This window comes from Micromonospora sp. CNZ303, from assembly GCF_004345505.1.
In genome coordinates this window covers 1-14,265 of record NZ_SLVT01000006.1, presented here as the reverse complement: position 1 = coordinate 14,265, position 14,265 = coordinate 1, and the positions used below count along the sequence as shown (strand labels likewise).

The 14,265-nt window shown below is 74.3% G+C and carries 14 protein-coding genes and 1 pseudogene; 8 read left to right on the top strand and 7 right to left on the bottom strand.

Annotated elements, in window-relative coordinates:
• Nucleotides 1-43: 43 nt before the first annotated feature.
• The gene (locus tag EV374_RS11690) at nucleotides 44-874 is read left to right on the top strand and encodes a M15 family metallopeptidase (protein WP_132235021.1); all 831 of its coding nucleotides are present in this window, start codon (nucleotides 44-46) and stop codon (nucleotides 872-874) included.
• Between the two features lie 40 nt (nucleotides 875-914).
• Here the strand turns inward: EV374_RS11690 and EV374_RS11685 are convergent, their stop codons facing one another.
• On the bottom strand, nucleotides 915-2,042 hold the full coding sequence (locus tag EV374_RS11685) for an acyl-CoA dehydrogenase family protein (protein ID WP_486485732.1): 1,128 nt from the start codon (nucleotides 2,040-2,042) through the stop codon (nucleotides 915-917).
• A 189-nt stretch (nucleotides 2,043-2,231) separates the two neighbouring features.
• On the opposite strand from EV374_RS11685, the gene EV374_RS11680 reads away from it, so the two are divergent.
• A complete protein-coding gene (locus EV374_RS11680; RefSeq protein ID WP_132234502.1) occupies nucleotides 2,232-2,738 on the top strand; it encodes a DinB family protein in 507 nt (168 codons plus the stop codon).
• Between the two features lie 21 nt (nucleotides 2,739-2,759).
• Here the strand turns inward: EV374_RS11680 and EV374_RS11675 are convergent, their stop codons facing one another.
• The 5 genes from EV374_RS11675 to EV374_RS11655 form a co-directional block, all read right to left on the bottom strand.
• Nucleotides 2,760-3,560, bottom strand: a complete 801-nt coding sequence (locus tag EV374_RS11675; RefSeq protein ID WP_132234500.1) for an alpha/beta hydrolase — start codon at nucleotides 3,558-3,560, stop codon at nucleotides 2,760-2,762.
• A 22-nt stretch (nucleotides 3,561-3,582) separates the two neighbouring features.
• Complete coding sequence (locus tag EV374_RS11670) at nucleotides 3,583-4,773, bottom strand: spore photoproduct lyase family protein (protein ID WP_207914100.1); 1,191 nt, start codon at nucleotides 4,771-4,773, stop codon at nucleotides 3,583-3,585.
• 43 nt (nucleotides 4,774-4,816) lie between these two features.
• Nucleotides 4,817-5,236 (bottom strand): DUF4180 domain-containing protein, encoded by a 420-nt coding sequence (locus EV374_RS11665; RefSeq protein ID WP_132234498.1) that lies wholly within the window; start codon nucleotides 5,234-5,236, stop codon nucleotides 4,817-4,819.
• Nucleotides 5,229-5,684 carry a helix-turn-helix domain-containing protein gene (locus tag EV374_RS11660; protein WP_484514709.1) on the bottom strand — a complete coding sequence of 152 codons (456 nt, stop codon included), beginning with the start codon at nucleotides 5,682-5,684 and terminating at the stop codon, nucleotides 5,229-5,231. The genes EV374_RS11665 and EV374_RS11660 overlap by 8 nt, the downstream gene beginning before the upstream one ends.
• A gap of 93 nt (nucleotides 5,685-5,777) precedes the next feature.
• Nucleotides 5,778-6,377 (bottom strand): DUF6058 family natural product biosynthesis protein, encoded by a 600-nt coding sequence (locus EV374_RS11655; RefSeq protein WP_132234496.1) that lies wholly within the window; start codon nucleotides 6,375-6,377, stop codon nucleotides 5,778-5,780.
• A 602-nt stretch (nucleotides 6,378-6,979) separates the two neighbouring features.
• Between EV374_RS11655 and EV374_RS11650 the strand changes: the two genes are divergently transcribed.
• From EV374_RS11650 to EV374_RS11625, 6 genes are all read left to right on the top strand, one after another.
• On the top strand, nucleotides 6,980-8,179 hold the full coding sequence (locus tag EV374_RS11650) for an RtcB family protein (RefSeq protein ID WP_132234494.1): 1,200 nt from the start codon (nucleotides 6,980-6,982) through the stop codon (nucleotides 8,177-8,179).
• A gap of 129 nt (nucleotides 8,180-8,308) precedes the next feature.
• The gene (locus EV374_RS11645; protein ID WP_132234492.1) at nucleotides 8,309-9,406 is read left to right on the top strand and encodes an SRPBCC family protein; all 1,098 of its coding nucleotides are present in this window, start codon (nucleotides 8,309-8,311) and stop codon (nucleotides 9,404-9,406) included.
• Between the two features lie 222 nt (nucleotides 9,407-9,628).
• Nucleotides 9,629-11,278, top strand: a complete 1,650-nt coding sequence (gene abc-f / locus EV374_RS11640; RefSeq protein ID WP_132234490.1) for a ribosomal protection-like ABC-F family protein — start codon at nucleotides 9,629-9,631, stop codon at nucleotides 11,276-11,278.
• A 146-nt stretch (nucleotides 11,279-11,424) separates the two neighbouring features.
• Nucleotides 11,425-11,901 carry a hypothetical protein gene (locus EV374_RS11635; RefSeq protein ID WP_132234488.1) on the top strand — a complete coding sequence of 159 codons (477 nt, stop codon included), beginning with the start codon at nucleotides 11,425-11,427 and terminating at the stop codon, nucleotides 11,899-11,901.
• Nucleotides 11,902-11,955: 54 nt separating this feature from the next.
• Nucleotides 11,956-13,206, top strand: coding sequence for a snapalysin family zinc-dependent metalloprotease (locus EV374_RS11630; RefSeq protein ID WP_486485713.1), 1,251 nt, complete (start codon nucleotides 11,956-11,958; stop codon nucleotides 13,204-13,206).
• Between the two features lie 138 nt (nucleotides 13,207-13,344).
• On the top strand, nucleotides 13,345-14,025 hold the full coding sequence (locus EV374_RS11625) for a hypothetical protein (RefSeq protein ID WP_132234484.1): 681 nt from the start codon (nucleotides 13,345-13,347) through the stop codon (nucleotides 14,023-14,025).
• Between the two features lie 149 nt (nucleotides 14,026-14,174).
• On the opposite strand, the pseudogene EV374_RS33360 reads toward EV374_RS11625, so the two are convergent.
• Nucleotides 14,175-14,265, bottom strand: a pseudogene (locus EV374_RS33360) (C39 family peptidase); the annotation flags it as partial.

Genomic DNA, 14,265 nt, shown 5'->3' with positions numbered 1-14,265 from the left:
GCGAGCCCCGCGCGCCGCCACCGCCCGCCGGCGGGCGGTGGCCGTGGCCGTCGTGATCGTGGCGCTCGCGCCCGGCTGCACCCGGCCGGCGCCGTCACCACCGGCCGCGCCACCACCGTCGTCCCCGGCGCCCGCGTCCCCGGCGCCCGCCCCCGCCGCGATGTCGCCCGGGCCGGGCCTCGTCGTCCTCACCGACGTCGACCCGCGCATCCGGACCGACATCCGGTACGCCACCGCCCACAACTTCGTCGGGCGACCGGTCGCCGGTTACCCCGAACCGCTCTGCCTGCTCACCCGCCGGGCCGCCGAGGCGCTGCGCCGGGTGCAGGACGCCGCCCTCGCCCGGGCCCGCAGCCTGAAGGTGTACGACTGCTACCGCCCCCAACGGGCCGCCGACGACTTCGTCGAATGGGCCCGGCAGCCCGGCGAGCAGCGGATGAAGGCGGAGTTCTATCCCCGGGTGGCGAAGTCCGAGCTGTTCGACGAGGGCTACGTCGGTGCGCCCACCGCCCACAGCCGGGGCAGCACGCTCGACCTGACCCTGGTCGACGTGCCGACCCCCACCCAGCCCCCGTACGCCCCCGGCCAGCCCCTGGTCTCCTGCACCGCGGCGAAGGGGCAGCGGTTCCCGGACAACGGCGTCGACATGGGCACCGGCTTCGACTGCTTCGACCCGCTCGCGCACACCGACTCACCCCAGGTCACCGGCGTGGCCCGGGACAACCGGCGGCTGCTGCGGCAGCTCATGACCGACGGCGGCTTCGTCAACTACGACCGCGAGTGGTGGCACTACCGCTACCGCGACGAACCCTGGCCGGACACGTACTTCGACCTGCCGGTGGCCCGCTCCTCGGCCGAGCCCGTCGGCGGCTGACGCAGCCGACCCGGCTGGCGCTCCCGGCCCGGTGTCGCGCTCACGTGAAGGCGGCGTGGCCGGTCAGCACCTGTCCGATGATCAGCTGATGCACCTCGGACGTGCCCTCGTAGGTGAGCACGGATTCGAGGTTGGCCGAGTGCCGGATGACCGGGTAGTCGAGGGTGATCCCGGCCGCGCCCAGGATGGCGCGGCACTCGCGGGCGATGGCGATGGCCTCCCGCACGCTGTTGAGCTTGCCCAGGCTGATCTGCCGGTGGTCGAGGGTGCCGGCGTCCTTCAGCGCGCCGATCTGCAACGCCAGCAGCATCCCCTTGCCCAGCTCCAGCCCCATGTCGGCGAGCTTGAGCTGGGTCGCCTGGTACGCGGCGAGCGGCTTGGCGAAGATCTGCCGGCTGCGGGCGTACGCGATCGTCGTCTCCAGGCAGTCGTGGGCCGCGCCCAGCGCCCCGAAGACGATGCCGAAGCGGGCCTCGTTGAGACACGTCAGCGGCCCGGACAGGCCGGCGGCCTCCGGCAGCATCGCGTCGGCGGGCAGCCGCACGCCGTCGAGGACGAGTTCCGAGGTCACCGAGGCGCGCAGGGAGAGCTTGCGGGTGATCTCCGGGGCGGTGAAGCCGGGGGTGCCGGCGGGGACGAGGAAGCCGCGTACGCCCTCGTCGGTGCGGGCCCACACCACGGCGACATCCGCGACGGAGCCATTGGTGATCCACATCTTGGTGCCGTCGAGCACCCAGTCGTCCCCGTCGCGGCGGGCCCGGGTCCGCATGCCGCCCGGATCGGAGCCGAAGTCCGGTTCGGTCAGGCCGAAGCAGCCGATCGCCTCACCGGCGGCCATCCGGGGCAGCCACTGCTGCTTCTGCTCCTCGGAGCCGAAGCGCCAGATGGCGTACATGGCGAGCGATCCCTGCACCGACACCAGGGAGCGCAGCCCCGAGTCACCCGCCTCCAGCTCGAAGCAGGCCAGCCCGTACGCGACGGCGGAGGTGCCGGCGCAGCCGTAACCGCGCAGGTGCATGCCGAGCACGCCGAGTTCACCGAGTTCGCGGGCGAGTTCCCGCACGGGCAGGCGGCCCTGCTCGTACCAGGTGGCGATCTCCGGGCGGACCCGTCGGTCGACGAAGCCGCGTACGGCGGCCCGGAGGTCCCGGGTGTCGTCGTCGATCAGGGCGTCGACGCCGAAGTACGCGAGCGCGGTCGCGGGGGTGGACAGGGTCACGGTTGGTTTCCTCCCGGGCGTGCGGCTGCGTGCCCACGCTACGCGTGCCGGCGACGTCGGGCATGATCGGACGTTCCGGCTCGGGAACGAGCGGCCGTCGGACGGCGGGTGTGCCGTCACGCGAGGGGGGAGTGGGTCGTGGCCACCGAACGGATCGGGCCGCCGGTCACCGGGGACGAGCGCGAGATGCTGCGCGCCTTCCTCGACTACCACCGGGCGACCCTCGCGATGAAGTGCGACGGGCTGTCCGACGAGGACCTGCGCCGGCAGTCGATGTCCCCGTCCACGCTGTCGCTGCTCGGCCTGGTCCGGCACATGGCGGAGGTGGAGCGGGCCTGGTTCCGCCGGACCATCGACGGCGAGGACGTGCCGCTCGTCTGGTCGGACTCCGGCGACTTCCAGGTGGCGTACGACGCGAGCGGCGCCACCCGCGCCGAGGCGTTCGACGCCTGGCAGCGGGAGGTCGCGCACTCGCGTCGCATCGAGCGCGAGGCCGAGTCGCTCGACGTGACCGGCCGCCACGCCAGATCCGGCGAGGACGTGTCCCTGCGCCTGGTGATGCTGCACCTGATCCACGAGTACGCCCGGCACAACGGCCACGCCGACCTCCTGCGCGAGGGCGTCGACGGCACCGTCGGGGCCTGAGCGCTCGGCCGCCGGCACCGTTCAGCCGGCCGCCGGGGGCCGGCCGCCGGTGCGCAGCGGCAGCCAGGCCAGCACGTCCTGGATCTTCGCGTCCCAGTACGCCCAGTCGTGCGCGCCGGGGGAGAAGTCCACGGTGAGCGGGGCGCCGCGCTCGCGGGCCGCCGCCACGAAGGTCAGGTTGTCCTCGTAGAGGAAGTCCTCGGTGCCGCAGGCGACGCGCAGCGCGGGCAGGTCGTCGCCCGTGGCCCTGCCGAGCAGGGCGAGCAGGTCGTCGTCGCTGCCCGCGACGGTGCGCCCGCCGAAGGCGGTGTGCCAGACGCCGGGGTCGAGGGGCGTGGTCGGATGGTGGCGGCGGGTGGCCACGTCGAGCGCCCCGGAGAGGCTCGCCGCCGCCGCGAACCGGCCCGGGTCGCGCAGCGCCCACTTCAGCGCCCCGTAGCCGCCCATCGAGAGCCCGGCGACGAAGGTGTCCTCCCGACGCGCCGAGAGCCGGAAGAACCCGTGGCACAGCCGGGGCAGCTCGTCGGTGAGGAAGGTCCAGTACCGGTTGCCGTGCTCCTCGTCGCTGTAGAAGCTGCGCCCGACCTGGGGCATCACCACGGCCAGGCCGAGCGGCGCCACGTACCGCTCGATCGAGGTGCGGCGCAGCCAGATCGTGTCGTCGTCCGACAACCCGTGCAGCAGGTAGAGCACGGGCGGGTCGCCCTGCGGGGCGGCACCGGACATGCCGACCTGCGAGGAGGTGTGCTGCGGCAGGATCACGGTCATGGAGGTGGCGAGGCCGAGCACCTCGGAGTGGAAGTCGACACGCATCAGGGCCACGGTCGTCGACCGTAGCTCATCCTCACGTCCAGTAGAGGACCCGGCAGGCCGGCAGCCGGGTGGCCAGCTCGCGGTCGAACCAGGTGCGCAGCTCGGCCATGGTGTCGCGCGGGTAGACGTACTTCACCGCGCCGAACCTGCCGTATTTGCGGCTGCGGGCGGACTCGTCCATCTCCAGCCTCGTGCGCGGGTACCAGCCGAGCAGCACCTCCTTGCTGCCCGGGGTGAACCGGTGGGTGATGAGCTCGGCGGTCAGGTCGAGGCCCGGCACCCCGGCGACCGCGCCCGCGACCGCGTCGAGCAGTTCGCCGTAGTGCTCCCGCCAGCCGGGCAGCGGCATGATCGGCGCGACGGTCAACCCCACCGGGTAGCCGTCGAGGGCGAGCCGGCGCAGCGCCGCCAGCCGGTGCGGCACCGACGCCGTGCCGCCCTCCATCCGCTCGCTGACCGGGCGGCAGTTGACGCTGAACCGGACCCGGGTGCGCCCGGCGTGCGGCAGCCCCACGAACGTGTCCACGTCGGCGTACTTGGTGGTCCAGCGCAGCTGCACCGGGGCGTCCCAGCCGGCGAAGTGCTCCACCGCCCGGCGCCAGCTGCCGGTGAGGTGCTCCAGGGCCAGCGGGTCGGTGTAGCAGGACGCCTCGAAGGTGGTGCCCTCGGCGGCCCGCCCGGCGTTGCGGCTGGTCACCGTGCCCCGCCCGGCGTAGTCGGCCAGGCCGGCGAGGATGTCGTCCAGGTCGGCGTACACCCGCGTCACCGGTGGCCCCGACAGGGAGCCGGCGAGGTAGCAGTACTGGCAGTGGGCCGGGCAGCCCTCCGCCAGGTCGAAGCGCCAGTCCGCGCTGGGCGCGATGGGTTGCAGCTTCCGGCGCGACGGCGGGCTGACCACGAGCGCCATGGTCGCCTTCGCCCGCGCGTACGTCTCCCGCTCGGTGGCCCCGCGGATGCCGGTGAGCCGGTTGGCGCGGAGCCGCTCGACCTCGATGCCCAGGGCCTCGACGCGCCGGGCCACGCGCCGGCCGTGCGGGTGGTCCAGCGCGGCCGGCGTGGCGACCACCCGGCGCGGCAGCCACCGCCGCGCCGGGCGCGCCGGCGGCGCCAGCCCGGCCAGGTCGCGGGTCGGCACGCGCTCGCCGCTGGCGTCGTGCGGCGCGGGCGGTACGTCGACGGCCAGCGGCTCGTCGACGTCCACCGGCTCGGCCTCCGGCCTCATCCGCGCCGGTTACCCGTCCCGCGCGCCGGCAACCCCGGGGCGGTCAGCCGCGCGTCGGCGCCCCGCCCGGCCCGGGGGTGACGGCCCCACCGGGTCCCGACGGCGGCGCCAGGCGGGCGTCGAGGGCGTCGAGGTCGGGGACGAACCACACGTGGCCGGAACGGTTCGACTCGTGCACGAGGGCGCGCAGGGCCGAACTGGCCGCGAGGTGCGGGCCGATGTCGCCCACGACGGCCAGGCGCAGCCGGTAGTTGACGAACTTCTGCATGACCTCGCCGGCGAAGCGGGTGCCGAGGGAGAAGAATGAGGCGTCGAGCCGGCTCACCGGCACGGCCACCACCTGGGCGCCGAGGAAGGCCGAGCCGATCAGGTCCAGCGCGTCCTGCTCGGTGGTCAGTGGCGGGCCATCCGGGTCGCACACCAGCACCGGCACCCCGGCCCGCTCCTGGATGATGTCAGGCACCGCCGGCCTCCCCGGTGAGCAGGCCGTTGTCGCCGTCGAGCACGGCGTCGACCAGGTGCAGCAATTCGGCGGTGGCCGAGGCGCCGCCCAGGATCACGATCTTCATGCGGTTCCGCTCCTCGTCGTGGACGGTCTGGATGCGCAGCGGGTGCGCGGGGTGGTGGGTGGTGTTCGCCGCGGCCAGGACGAGCGTGGCCAGCCGGTCGGCCGCGGCCCGGTCCACGCCGTCGATCTGCAAGATGCTCGACACCTCCACCGCCGTGCCGCCGACGGGACGGGCGGGGGCCGGCCGACCGGTCAGCGCGTCGAGGTCGGCGCGGGCGATCCGGTACTGCTTGCCGATCCGCACCGCCCTGAGCCGACCGGCGCGGATGTAGCCCCGCACGGTGCGCACGTGCAGGCCCAGCCGCTCGGCGACCTGCTCGACCGAAAACATTTCCTCACTCATCGCTCCCTAATCTAGTCACGAAAGGGAAGGATAGGGAAGTTCTTGTGATGCAGGCGTCCTTTCCGTCCGTGCCGGTGCCGGTCCCTGTCGCCGTCAGGGGCGCTCCCGCAGGCGGGCCCGCACCGCGTCGACGTAGGTGTCCCGGGATGTCGGCCCGCCGAAGCGCAGCCGGTCGTACGGGGTGAACGACCGCAGCAGGGCGTCCAGCTCGTCGACCAGCGCGGACAGCCGCAGCGCAGGGCCGTCGTCGGTCGGGTCGGCGTCGAGGTCCGCCAGCGCCGCCCGGACGGCCGCCACCAGCTCGTCCTTGCGCCGGATCGTGGCCGGGCCGACCGACCGCAGGCAGACGTACCGGCCGCTGAGATAGGCGTCCCACTCCGCGGTGCCGGCATCCTCTTCGGCCCAGTGGCCGGTGAACCATGCCTCCAACGCGTCCGCCCCGCCGGCCTGTTCGGCGAGCGCGAACAGGTCCACGGGCACCATCTCCGCGCCGTCGGAGCGCAGGTATCCCGGCAACGGCAGCCGCCGGTTGCGCATCAGCCGGCGTACCTCGTCCGCGTCGTACCCGCGCCCGGCGCACAGTTCGTCGAGCACCGCGAACTGCGCGCTCACGTACGCGTCGTCCGCCTCCGTCATCGGATGGTCGCCGTTGACCTGCCGGTACCGTTGCGCCACCCACTGCTTGAGCCGCATCGAAGCCCCCTCCTGCCCACGTCGTCGGGGCGCAACGGTAGTGGCCGGACGGTTCGGTGCCGGCCGAACGGAACGTCAATATCCGTTGCGGCCACCGTCCCGGCCCGCCTACCGTCATCGGCGCAAGGTCAACCGAACGACCCAGGGGAGTACGCCGTGCCGCAGCGCACCCGCACCGACGCCGCGTGTCCGACGCCGTGCGATGGTGCCTCGCTGCCCACAGGCAGACGAGCCTGCGGGCAGCGCCGTCCCGAACAGGGGCGGCAACGGGGGTGGCAGCGCGTCTAGCGTCGGCGCGTACGCGCGCAGCCGCCCACCCCACCGGGGACCGGGCGGCTTTTTCGGTTCGATTCCCCGGTCCCGGACGGCAGGACAGGGCGTCGGCCTGCCCTGACACGGGCCGGTGGAGCACCGGGAAGCACACCCGGTTCGCCACCGGCCAACCGCTGCACCCGTCGGGTCCCGCCCGGCGGGCCGGCCGCGCGCTGGGCGCGGAGAGACCGTGCAGGCCACTCCCGCCGGGTTCGATTCCCGGGCGGTCGTCGATCCCTTCCGGTCCCGCCGCGACGGCGGCGACCAGCCCCCGACACGAGGAGACGACGATGAGCTACACCCCGCTCGCGGGCACCCGCGCGCCGGTCCGGGTCTGGACCGACCCGTACGGCATCGAGCCGCAGGCCGCCCAGCAACTGCGCAACATCGGCGCCCTGCCGTGGGTGGAGGGCGTCGCGGTCATGCCCGACGTGCACTTCGGCAAGGGGGCCACGGTCGGCTCGGTCATCGCGATGCGGCAGGCCGTCTCGCCGGCGGCGGTCGGCGTCGACATCGGCTGCGGCATGTCCGCGGTACGCACCTCGCTGACCGCCGCCGACCTGCCGGACGACCTGGCCGGGCTGCGCTCGGCCATCGAGGCCACCATCCCGGTCGGGTTCAACCAGCGGGAGAAGCCGGTCGACCCGCGCCGGGTCCGGGGCCTGGAGCAGGCCGGCTGGGACGACTTCTGGCGTCGGTTCGCGGGCCTCGACCGGCGGGTGGCGCAGTTGGAGACGCGGGCCCAGCGGCAGATGGGCACGCTCGGCGGCGGCAACCACTTCATCGAGGTCTGCCTGGAGCAGGGCGGCGCCGACGAGGGGCGGGTGTGGCTCATGCTGCACTCCGGCTCGCGCAACATCGGCAAGGAGTTGGCGGAGCGGCACATCGCGGTCGCCCGGCGGCTGCCGCACAACACCGACCTGCCCGACCGCGACCTCGCGGTGTTCCTGGCCGGCACGCCGGAGATGGACGCCTACCGCCGGGACCTGTGGTGGGCACAGGAGTACGCGCGGCGCAACCGGGCGGTCATGCTCGCCCTGCTCTGCGGGGTGGTGCGGGAGCAGTTCCCGCACGTCGGCTTCGACGAGCCGATCAGCTGCCACCACAACTACGTGGCGGAGGAGAGCTACGACGGCGTCGACGTGCTGGTCACCCGCAAGGGGGCGATCCGGGCCGGTCGGGGGGACCTGGGCATCATCCCGGGATCGATGGGCACCGGCTCGTACGTCGTGCGGGGCAAGGGGAACCCGGACGCGTACTGCTCCGCTTCGCACGGGGCGGGGCGGCGGATGTCGCGGGCGCAGGCGAAGCGCACGTACAGCACCGCCGACCTGGCCGCGCAGACCGCCGGCGTGGAGTGCCGCAAGGACGCCGGCGTGGTCGACGAGATCCCCGGGGCGTACAAGGACATCACCCAGGTGATGGCGCAGCAGGAGGACCTGGTCGAGGTGGTGGCGCACCTCAAGCAGGTGGTCTGCGTGAAGGGATGACCGCCGGCCGGCGCCCCGGAGGGGTGGGCGCCGGTCGCACGCCCCCGGCGGCCCGCGCGGCGCCGGCCGCGTACCGTGGGGATCCCCCCGTCCGGGGCGGGCCGCGATCGATACCCGTAGAGTCGCGCCGTGATCGAGATCGACGTGCAGGTGGACCTTTTCCACCCGGCGGACCGGGTGTGGCACGCATTGACGGATCGCGCTCTGCTCGCCCGCTGGTTCACCGAGGTCGAGCCGATGGCCGGGTCGCGTGGCCGGCTGCTGCTGTTCACCGCCGGCCTGCCCGGGTTTGACGCCGCCGTCGACGCGGAGGTGACCGACCGGCGGGAGCCGGAGCTGATCGCGTTGCGGTGCCTCGAGGGCGGCCGGCGGAGCCGGCTGGCCTGTGCCGTCGCCCCCACCGCCGAGGGGTGCCGGCTGTCGGTCCGCGAGGTGCTGGAGCACGGCAGCTGGAACGACGAGCAGCGTGAGCGCCGCGAGGAGTCCTACCGGCAGGCGTTGACGGGGCGCCTGCCGGCGATCCTCGACTGGCTGGCCTTCCGGCAGGTCGACCTGAGTCGGGGCGAGCCCGGGATGACCGCCGAGATGCCGGTGACCGAGGTGGTCGGCGACGAGACGGCGCCGGCCGCCCGGCGCCGGCGCTGGCCGCTGCCGGTCGCGGGGCTGGCCGGCGTCGTGCTGGCCGCCGGGGCGGCGGCGTGGGCGGTCCTGCCCGCCGAGCCGGACCCGGTCGCCGCCCCGGTCGCGACGCCGTCGCCGACCGCCTCGGCCACCCCGAGCCGTACGCTGCGGGCGACCCCCTCCGCCCGTCCCACGCGCAGCGCCACGCCGACCCCGTCCCGCCCGAGCCGGACGCCGTCGGCGAGCCCTTCGGCGACGCCCTCGCGTACGCCCACCTCGGTCGCGCCGCCGGCCCCCGCCATGACCGCCCGCTACCGGACCGTGTCGACGAGGCTGCTCGGCTTCACCGGCGAGGTGGTCGTCGACAATCCCGGCCGGGCGGCGGTGGACGGCTGGACGGTGGTCGTCACGCTGGCCGAGGGCGGCTCCCTGACCGACGTCAGCGGGGCGGAGTACCGGCGCGACGGGCAGGTCGTCACCTTCACCGGGCCGCCCGTGCCGCCCGGCGGCTCGCGGACCTTCACGTTCGCCGTGCGCGACGTCGACCAGCTCACCAGGGCGCCCGAGGACTGCTCGCTGGGCGACGATCCCTGCGCGGGCCTCTGACGCCGTCGCGCGTATCCGTGGCACCGGGCCGCGCTGTTAGGATGGGCGCGAGTGATCGGGACAGGGAGGCCAGACGTGGCGGGTGACGACGACATCTCCGGGTGACACCGGAGGTGCCCGGCCAGCGGCAGGAGTTCGACCGCCGCCGTGGCCGTGGTCCGTCGTCTTCGAATCCCGTCTCCAGGGCGCACGGCGCGCCCACGTCCTTCCGAGGGTTTCCGCATGTCCGACGCGTACATCATCTGTTCCCGCCTCTCCTTCTCCTGGCCGGACGACACCCCGGTCTTCGAGGGGCTGTCCTGCACGGTGGGTGCCGGCCGCACCGGCCTCGTCGCGCCCAACGGCGCCGGCAAGACCACGCTGCTCAAGCTGATCGCCGGCGAATACCAGCCGACCGGTGGCTCCGTGACCGTCGACGGGGTGCTCGGCTACCTGCCGCAGAGCCTTCCGCTGGCCGGGGGCCTGACCGTTGCCGAGGTCATGGGGATCGCCCCGGTGCTCGGGGCGCTGCACGCCATCGAGGCCGGGGACGCCGACGAGGAGCACTTCACCACGATCGGCAACGACTGGGACATCGAGGAGCGCACCCGCGCCCAACTGGACCGGCTCGGCCTCGACGACGTGTCCCTCGACCGGCCCCTGCACACCCTCAGCGGCGGTCAGGTCGTCTCCCTCGGCCTGGCCGCGCAACTGCTGCGGCGGCCCGACGTCCTGCTCCTCGACGAGCCCACCAACAACCTGGACCTCGACGCCCGCCGCAAGCTGTACGCCGTGCTGGAGGACTGGAACGGTTGCCTGCTGCTGGTCAGCCACGACCGGGCGCTGCTGGACCGGATGGACCGCATCCTCGAACTCGACCGGAGCGAGGTCCGCTCCTACGGCGGCAACTTCACCGCGTACGAGGAGGCGGTGCGCGCCGAGCGGGAGGTCGCGGAGAAGAACGTCCGCCACGCCGAGCAGGAGGTCAAGCGGGAGAAGCGGGAGATGCAGCAGGCGCGCGAACGGGCCGAGCGCCGGGCCGGCAACGCCGCCCGCAACCTGAAGAGCGCCGGCCTGCCGAAGATCTTCGCCGGCACCATGAAGCGGGGCGCCCAGGAGTCGGCGGGCCGGTCGAACGAGACGCACGCCGCTCGGGTCGGCGACGCCAAGGCCCGGCTCGACGAGGCGGGCCGCGCCCTGCGCGAGGAGCAGCGGATCACGCTGGAGCTGCCCGGCACCAGCCTTCCGGCCGGTCGCACGGTCTTCCACGGCGAGGGGATGCAGGTCCGCTACGGCGGGCGCGCCCTGTTCGCCGGTGACGGCGTGGACCTCACGATCCGGGGACCCGAACGGATCGCGCTCACCGGTCCGAACGGCGCCGGCAAGTCCACCCTGCTGCGCGTGGTCAGCGGCGACGTGCAGCCGGAGGGCGGCCGGACCAGGCGGGCCGACGGCCGGATCGCGTACCTGTCCCAGCGGCTGGACCTGCTGGACCTCGACCGCACGGTCGCGGAGAGCCTGGCCGCGTACGCGCCCGCGATGCCGGAGGCACAGCGGATGACCCTGCTCGCCCGCTTCCTGTTCCGGGGCTCCCGTGCCCACCTCCCGGTCGGGGCGCTCTCCGGTGGCGAGCGGCTCCGCGCCACCCTGGCCTGCGTGCTGTTCGCCGAACCGGCGCCGCAGTTGCTCCTGCTCGACGAGCCGACCAACAACCTGGACCTGGTCAGCGTCGGCCAGCTGGAGAGCGCGCTCGACGCGTACCAGGGTGCGTTCGTGGTGATCAGCCACGACGAACGGTTCCTCGCGGCGATCGGCGTGGACCGCTGGCTGCGGCTCGCCGACGGCCGACTGCGGGAGACCGGCGCCCCCGCCGGCATGGCGCCGGAGTCGTGACCGGGGGCCGTCAAGGTCTCCGAGTGGACGGTTCCTCGCTGATCTCGGCGACCCGCCCGTCGGGGAAGGCGTGCAGCCGGTCACCCTGGGCCAGGTGGCATCCGACGTGGCACGATGCGGGGTGGACCCGAGCGGGGGAGGCGGCAGTGTCGATGCCCGTTGCCGAGCTGAGTGAGCTGCGACGTCGCCTGTCGCGGGTGATCCTCGTCCATGTCGCGCTCTCGGTCGGGTTCGCGCTGCTCGCGGCGGGCGGCGTGTCGTCGCCCGCCAGGCGGGCGGGGGCGTTCGCCGTGCCGTGGCTGGTGATCGGGGCAGCCGGCGCGCTCGGTGCGTTGCTCATCGCCGCCGCCGCGTGGCGGCTGCGCGCGGGCCTGGTGGCGGGACGGTCGCCGGGGAGCCGGTGGGCCGTGCGGTGGGAGACGTCGGCCCGCCTGGGCATGGCGCTCGCGGCGGCGGTGGCGCTCGCCGCCGGTGTCGCCGTGGCGCCGGCCGGGTCGGAGCGGGGATTCGTGATCGGGGTGGACGTGGCTCTCGCCGGCGCGCTCGCGCTCTTCGCGCTGGCGGCCGGCGACGTTCGCCGGGCCGCCCGCTCGGCGGAGGGGACCGCCGCGTCGCCGGTATGACGATTCCGTTATGCCGCATATCGACGACCCCGGCTCTAGCATTCACGTACATCGATGACTGGCGGTGGCACGCCGCCGGACAACCCAGGGAGTGCGTGTATGTTCCGACGACAACTGCTGCACGCGGCGACCGCCGCGCTGGCGGCGGTGCTGGCCGCAACCGGAATGCAGGTTGCCACCGGCGCGAGCGCGTCCGCCGACACGGGCGCGTCCGCCGCCCGGACCGTCTACTACGACGCGAGCCGGGCCGGCGAGTTCCGCACCAACTTCGACCAGGCCGCGGCCATCTGGAACAGCCAGGTCAGCAACGTCCAGCTGGTCGCCCGTACGCCGGGCAACGTCACCATCTACGTCGACAGCGGCTGGCCGCGCGCGCAGGTCACCAGCCTCGGCGCCGGCCGGGTCTGGATGGGCTGGACCGCCGTCAACCAGGGCTACAACCGCACCCGCATCGCCACCCACGAGCTCGGCCACATCCTCGGCCTGCCCGACCGGCGTACCGGGCTCTGCTCCGACCTGATGTCCGGCAGCAGCGCGCCGGTCTCCTGCACCAACGCCTACCCGAGCGCCGCCGAGGCGTCCCGGGTGAACCAGCTCTTCGCGGGCGGCCTGGCCGCGTCGGAGGCGCCGACCGGCACGTTCACGTGGAACGACGGTGACGACATCTCGCCGCAGGTGGTCAACGGCCGGCCGGCCAGCGAGAACTACCCGTGGATGGTGTACGTCTCCGGCTGCACCGGCACCCTGATCAAGGCCAACTGGGCGGTCACCGCCAAGCACTGCGGCACGCCCTCCTCGGTGCGGGTCGGCAGCATCAACCGCACCAGCGGCGGCACCGTCGTCTCCGTGATCCGGGCGGTCAACCACCCGAGCGTCGACGTGAAGCTGCTCCAGCTGGGCAGCTCGGTCAGCTACGCCCCGGCGCCGATCCCGACCACCTCCGGCGCGGTCGGCACCGCCACCCGCATCATCGGCTGGGGCCAGACCTGTGCTCCCCGCGGCTGCGGCAGCGCCCCGACCATCGCGAACGAGCTGGACACCTCGATCGTGGCGGACAGCCGCTGCCTCGGCATCAACGGCCCGTACGAGATCTGCACCAACAACACCAACGGCAACGCGGGCGCCTGCTACGGCGACTCGGGCGGCCCCCAGGTGCGCCGGATCAACGGGGCGTGGGCCCTGATCGGCGCCACCAGCCGGGCCGGCAACAACAACTCCACCTGCGCCACCGGCCCGTCCATCTACGTGGACCTGCCGTCCATCCGGTCCTGGATCAACACCCAGGTCGGCGGCCTGCCGGCCTGACCCACCCCGGTACGGGGGGCGCCGCGTGCGGCGTCCCCCGTAGCGTCGTCGCCCCGGTCGTACGACCGGGGCGTCACGCGGCGACCACCCGGAGTGCGGTACGGTGCCTGACACATCGACCCCCTCTCGAGGTGAACCATGCGTGTCGTGGCCGCGCTCGCCCTGACCCTGGCGCTCGCTCCCGCGCCGACGCCGACGGCCTCCGGCGGGCCGGTCGGCGACCTGCTCGGCGGCGTCGGGCAGGTCGTCGACGACCTGCTCAAGGGGGGCGGCCGGGCCACCCCGGGGACCTCCCCGACGCCCGTGCCGTCCAGCTCGGCGGCCCCCGCCCCGTCCCCGGCCGGCCCGTCGGCCGCGCCGGCTCTCCCGGCGGCGCCGGGCCGGTCCGCGCCCGCGTCCAGCCCCGGAGGTGCGTCCGCGCCCGCACCCGCCGGCGATCGGCCTGCCGGGCAATCGGCCGGACGGGAGGCCGACGCGCCGGGCCCGCCCGGGCAGGGTGCCGCCTCCGACGCCCCCTCGACGGTCGCGGCCCTGCCGCGCGAGGGCGAGGGGGGTGCCGACCGGTGGCTGGTCTACGGCCTGGTGCTGGGCGTCCTCGCGGTGCCCGTGCTGTTCGTCCTGCACCGACGGCGCCGGCCCGCCGCCGCGATTACCGGCCCGGCCGGCCCGGCCAACCCGCCGACCCCCGCCCTCGCCCCCGAGCCGGACGACGAGCCCGTGGTCGACAACGTGACCCACCTGCCGACGGAATTGAACGCGATCTACGAACTCGGCCGGCTCGACGAGCGGCTCAGCCAGGAGCGCAACCGCCGGTCCTGAGCCGGGTACGGGTGGCGGCGGTGGACACCACGCGGGGCGGGCCGGGCAGGGGCGGGCGAGCCCTCGGCACGACACGACGAAAGGGCCGGCCCCTTGTGGGGGCCGGCCCTTGTCGTTGGGTGCGCGGTGGTGCGGATCGCTGGTGTGGGTCAGGCGGTGTAGCCGCGGGTGGCGATCCAGTCGGCGAGGTTGTCGACGCTCATGCGGTAGGAGGCCTGGTTGGGGTTGGCGGAGTCGGCG

What these genes read in the sequence shown, in the direction of transcription:
- EV374_RS11625 (WP_132234484.1), top strand. Translation starts at nt 13,345, where the DNA reads ATGCGTGTCGTGGCCGCGCTCGCCCTGACCCTGGCGCTCGCTCCCGCG.
- EV374_RS11650 (WP_132234494.1), top strand. Translation starts at nt 6,980, where the DNA reads ATGAGCTACACCCCGCTCGCGGGCACCCGCGCGCCGGTCCGGGTCTGG.
- EV374_RS11655 (WP_132234496.1), bottom strand. Translation starts at nt 6,377, where the DNA reads ATGCGGCTCAAGCAGTGGGTGGCGCAACGGTACCGGCAGGTCAACGGC.
- EV374_RS11670 (WP_207914100.1), bottom strand. Translation starts at nt 4,773, where the DNA reads ATGAGGCCGGAGGCCGAGCCGGTGGACGTCGACGAGCCGCTGGCCGTC.
- abc-f (WP_132234490.1), top strand. Translation starts at nt 9,629, where the DNA reads ATGTCCGACGCGTACATCATCTGTTCCCGCCTCTCCTTCTCCTGGCCG.
- EV374_RS11660 (WP_484514709.1), bottom strand. Translation starts at nt 5,684, where the DNA reads ATGAGTGAGGAAATGTTTTCGGTCGAGCAGGTCGCCGAGCGGCTGGGC.
- EV374_RS11630 (WP_486485713.1), top strand. Translation starts at nt 11,956, where the DNA reads ATGACTGGCGGTGGCACGCCGCCGGACAACCCAGGGAGTGCGTGTATG.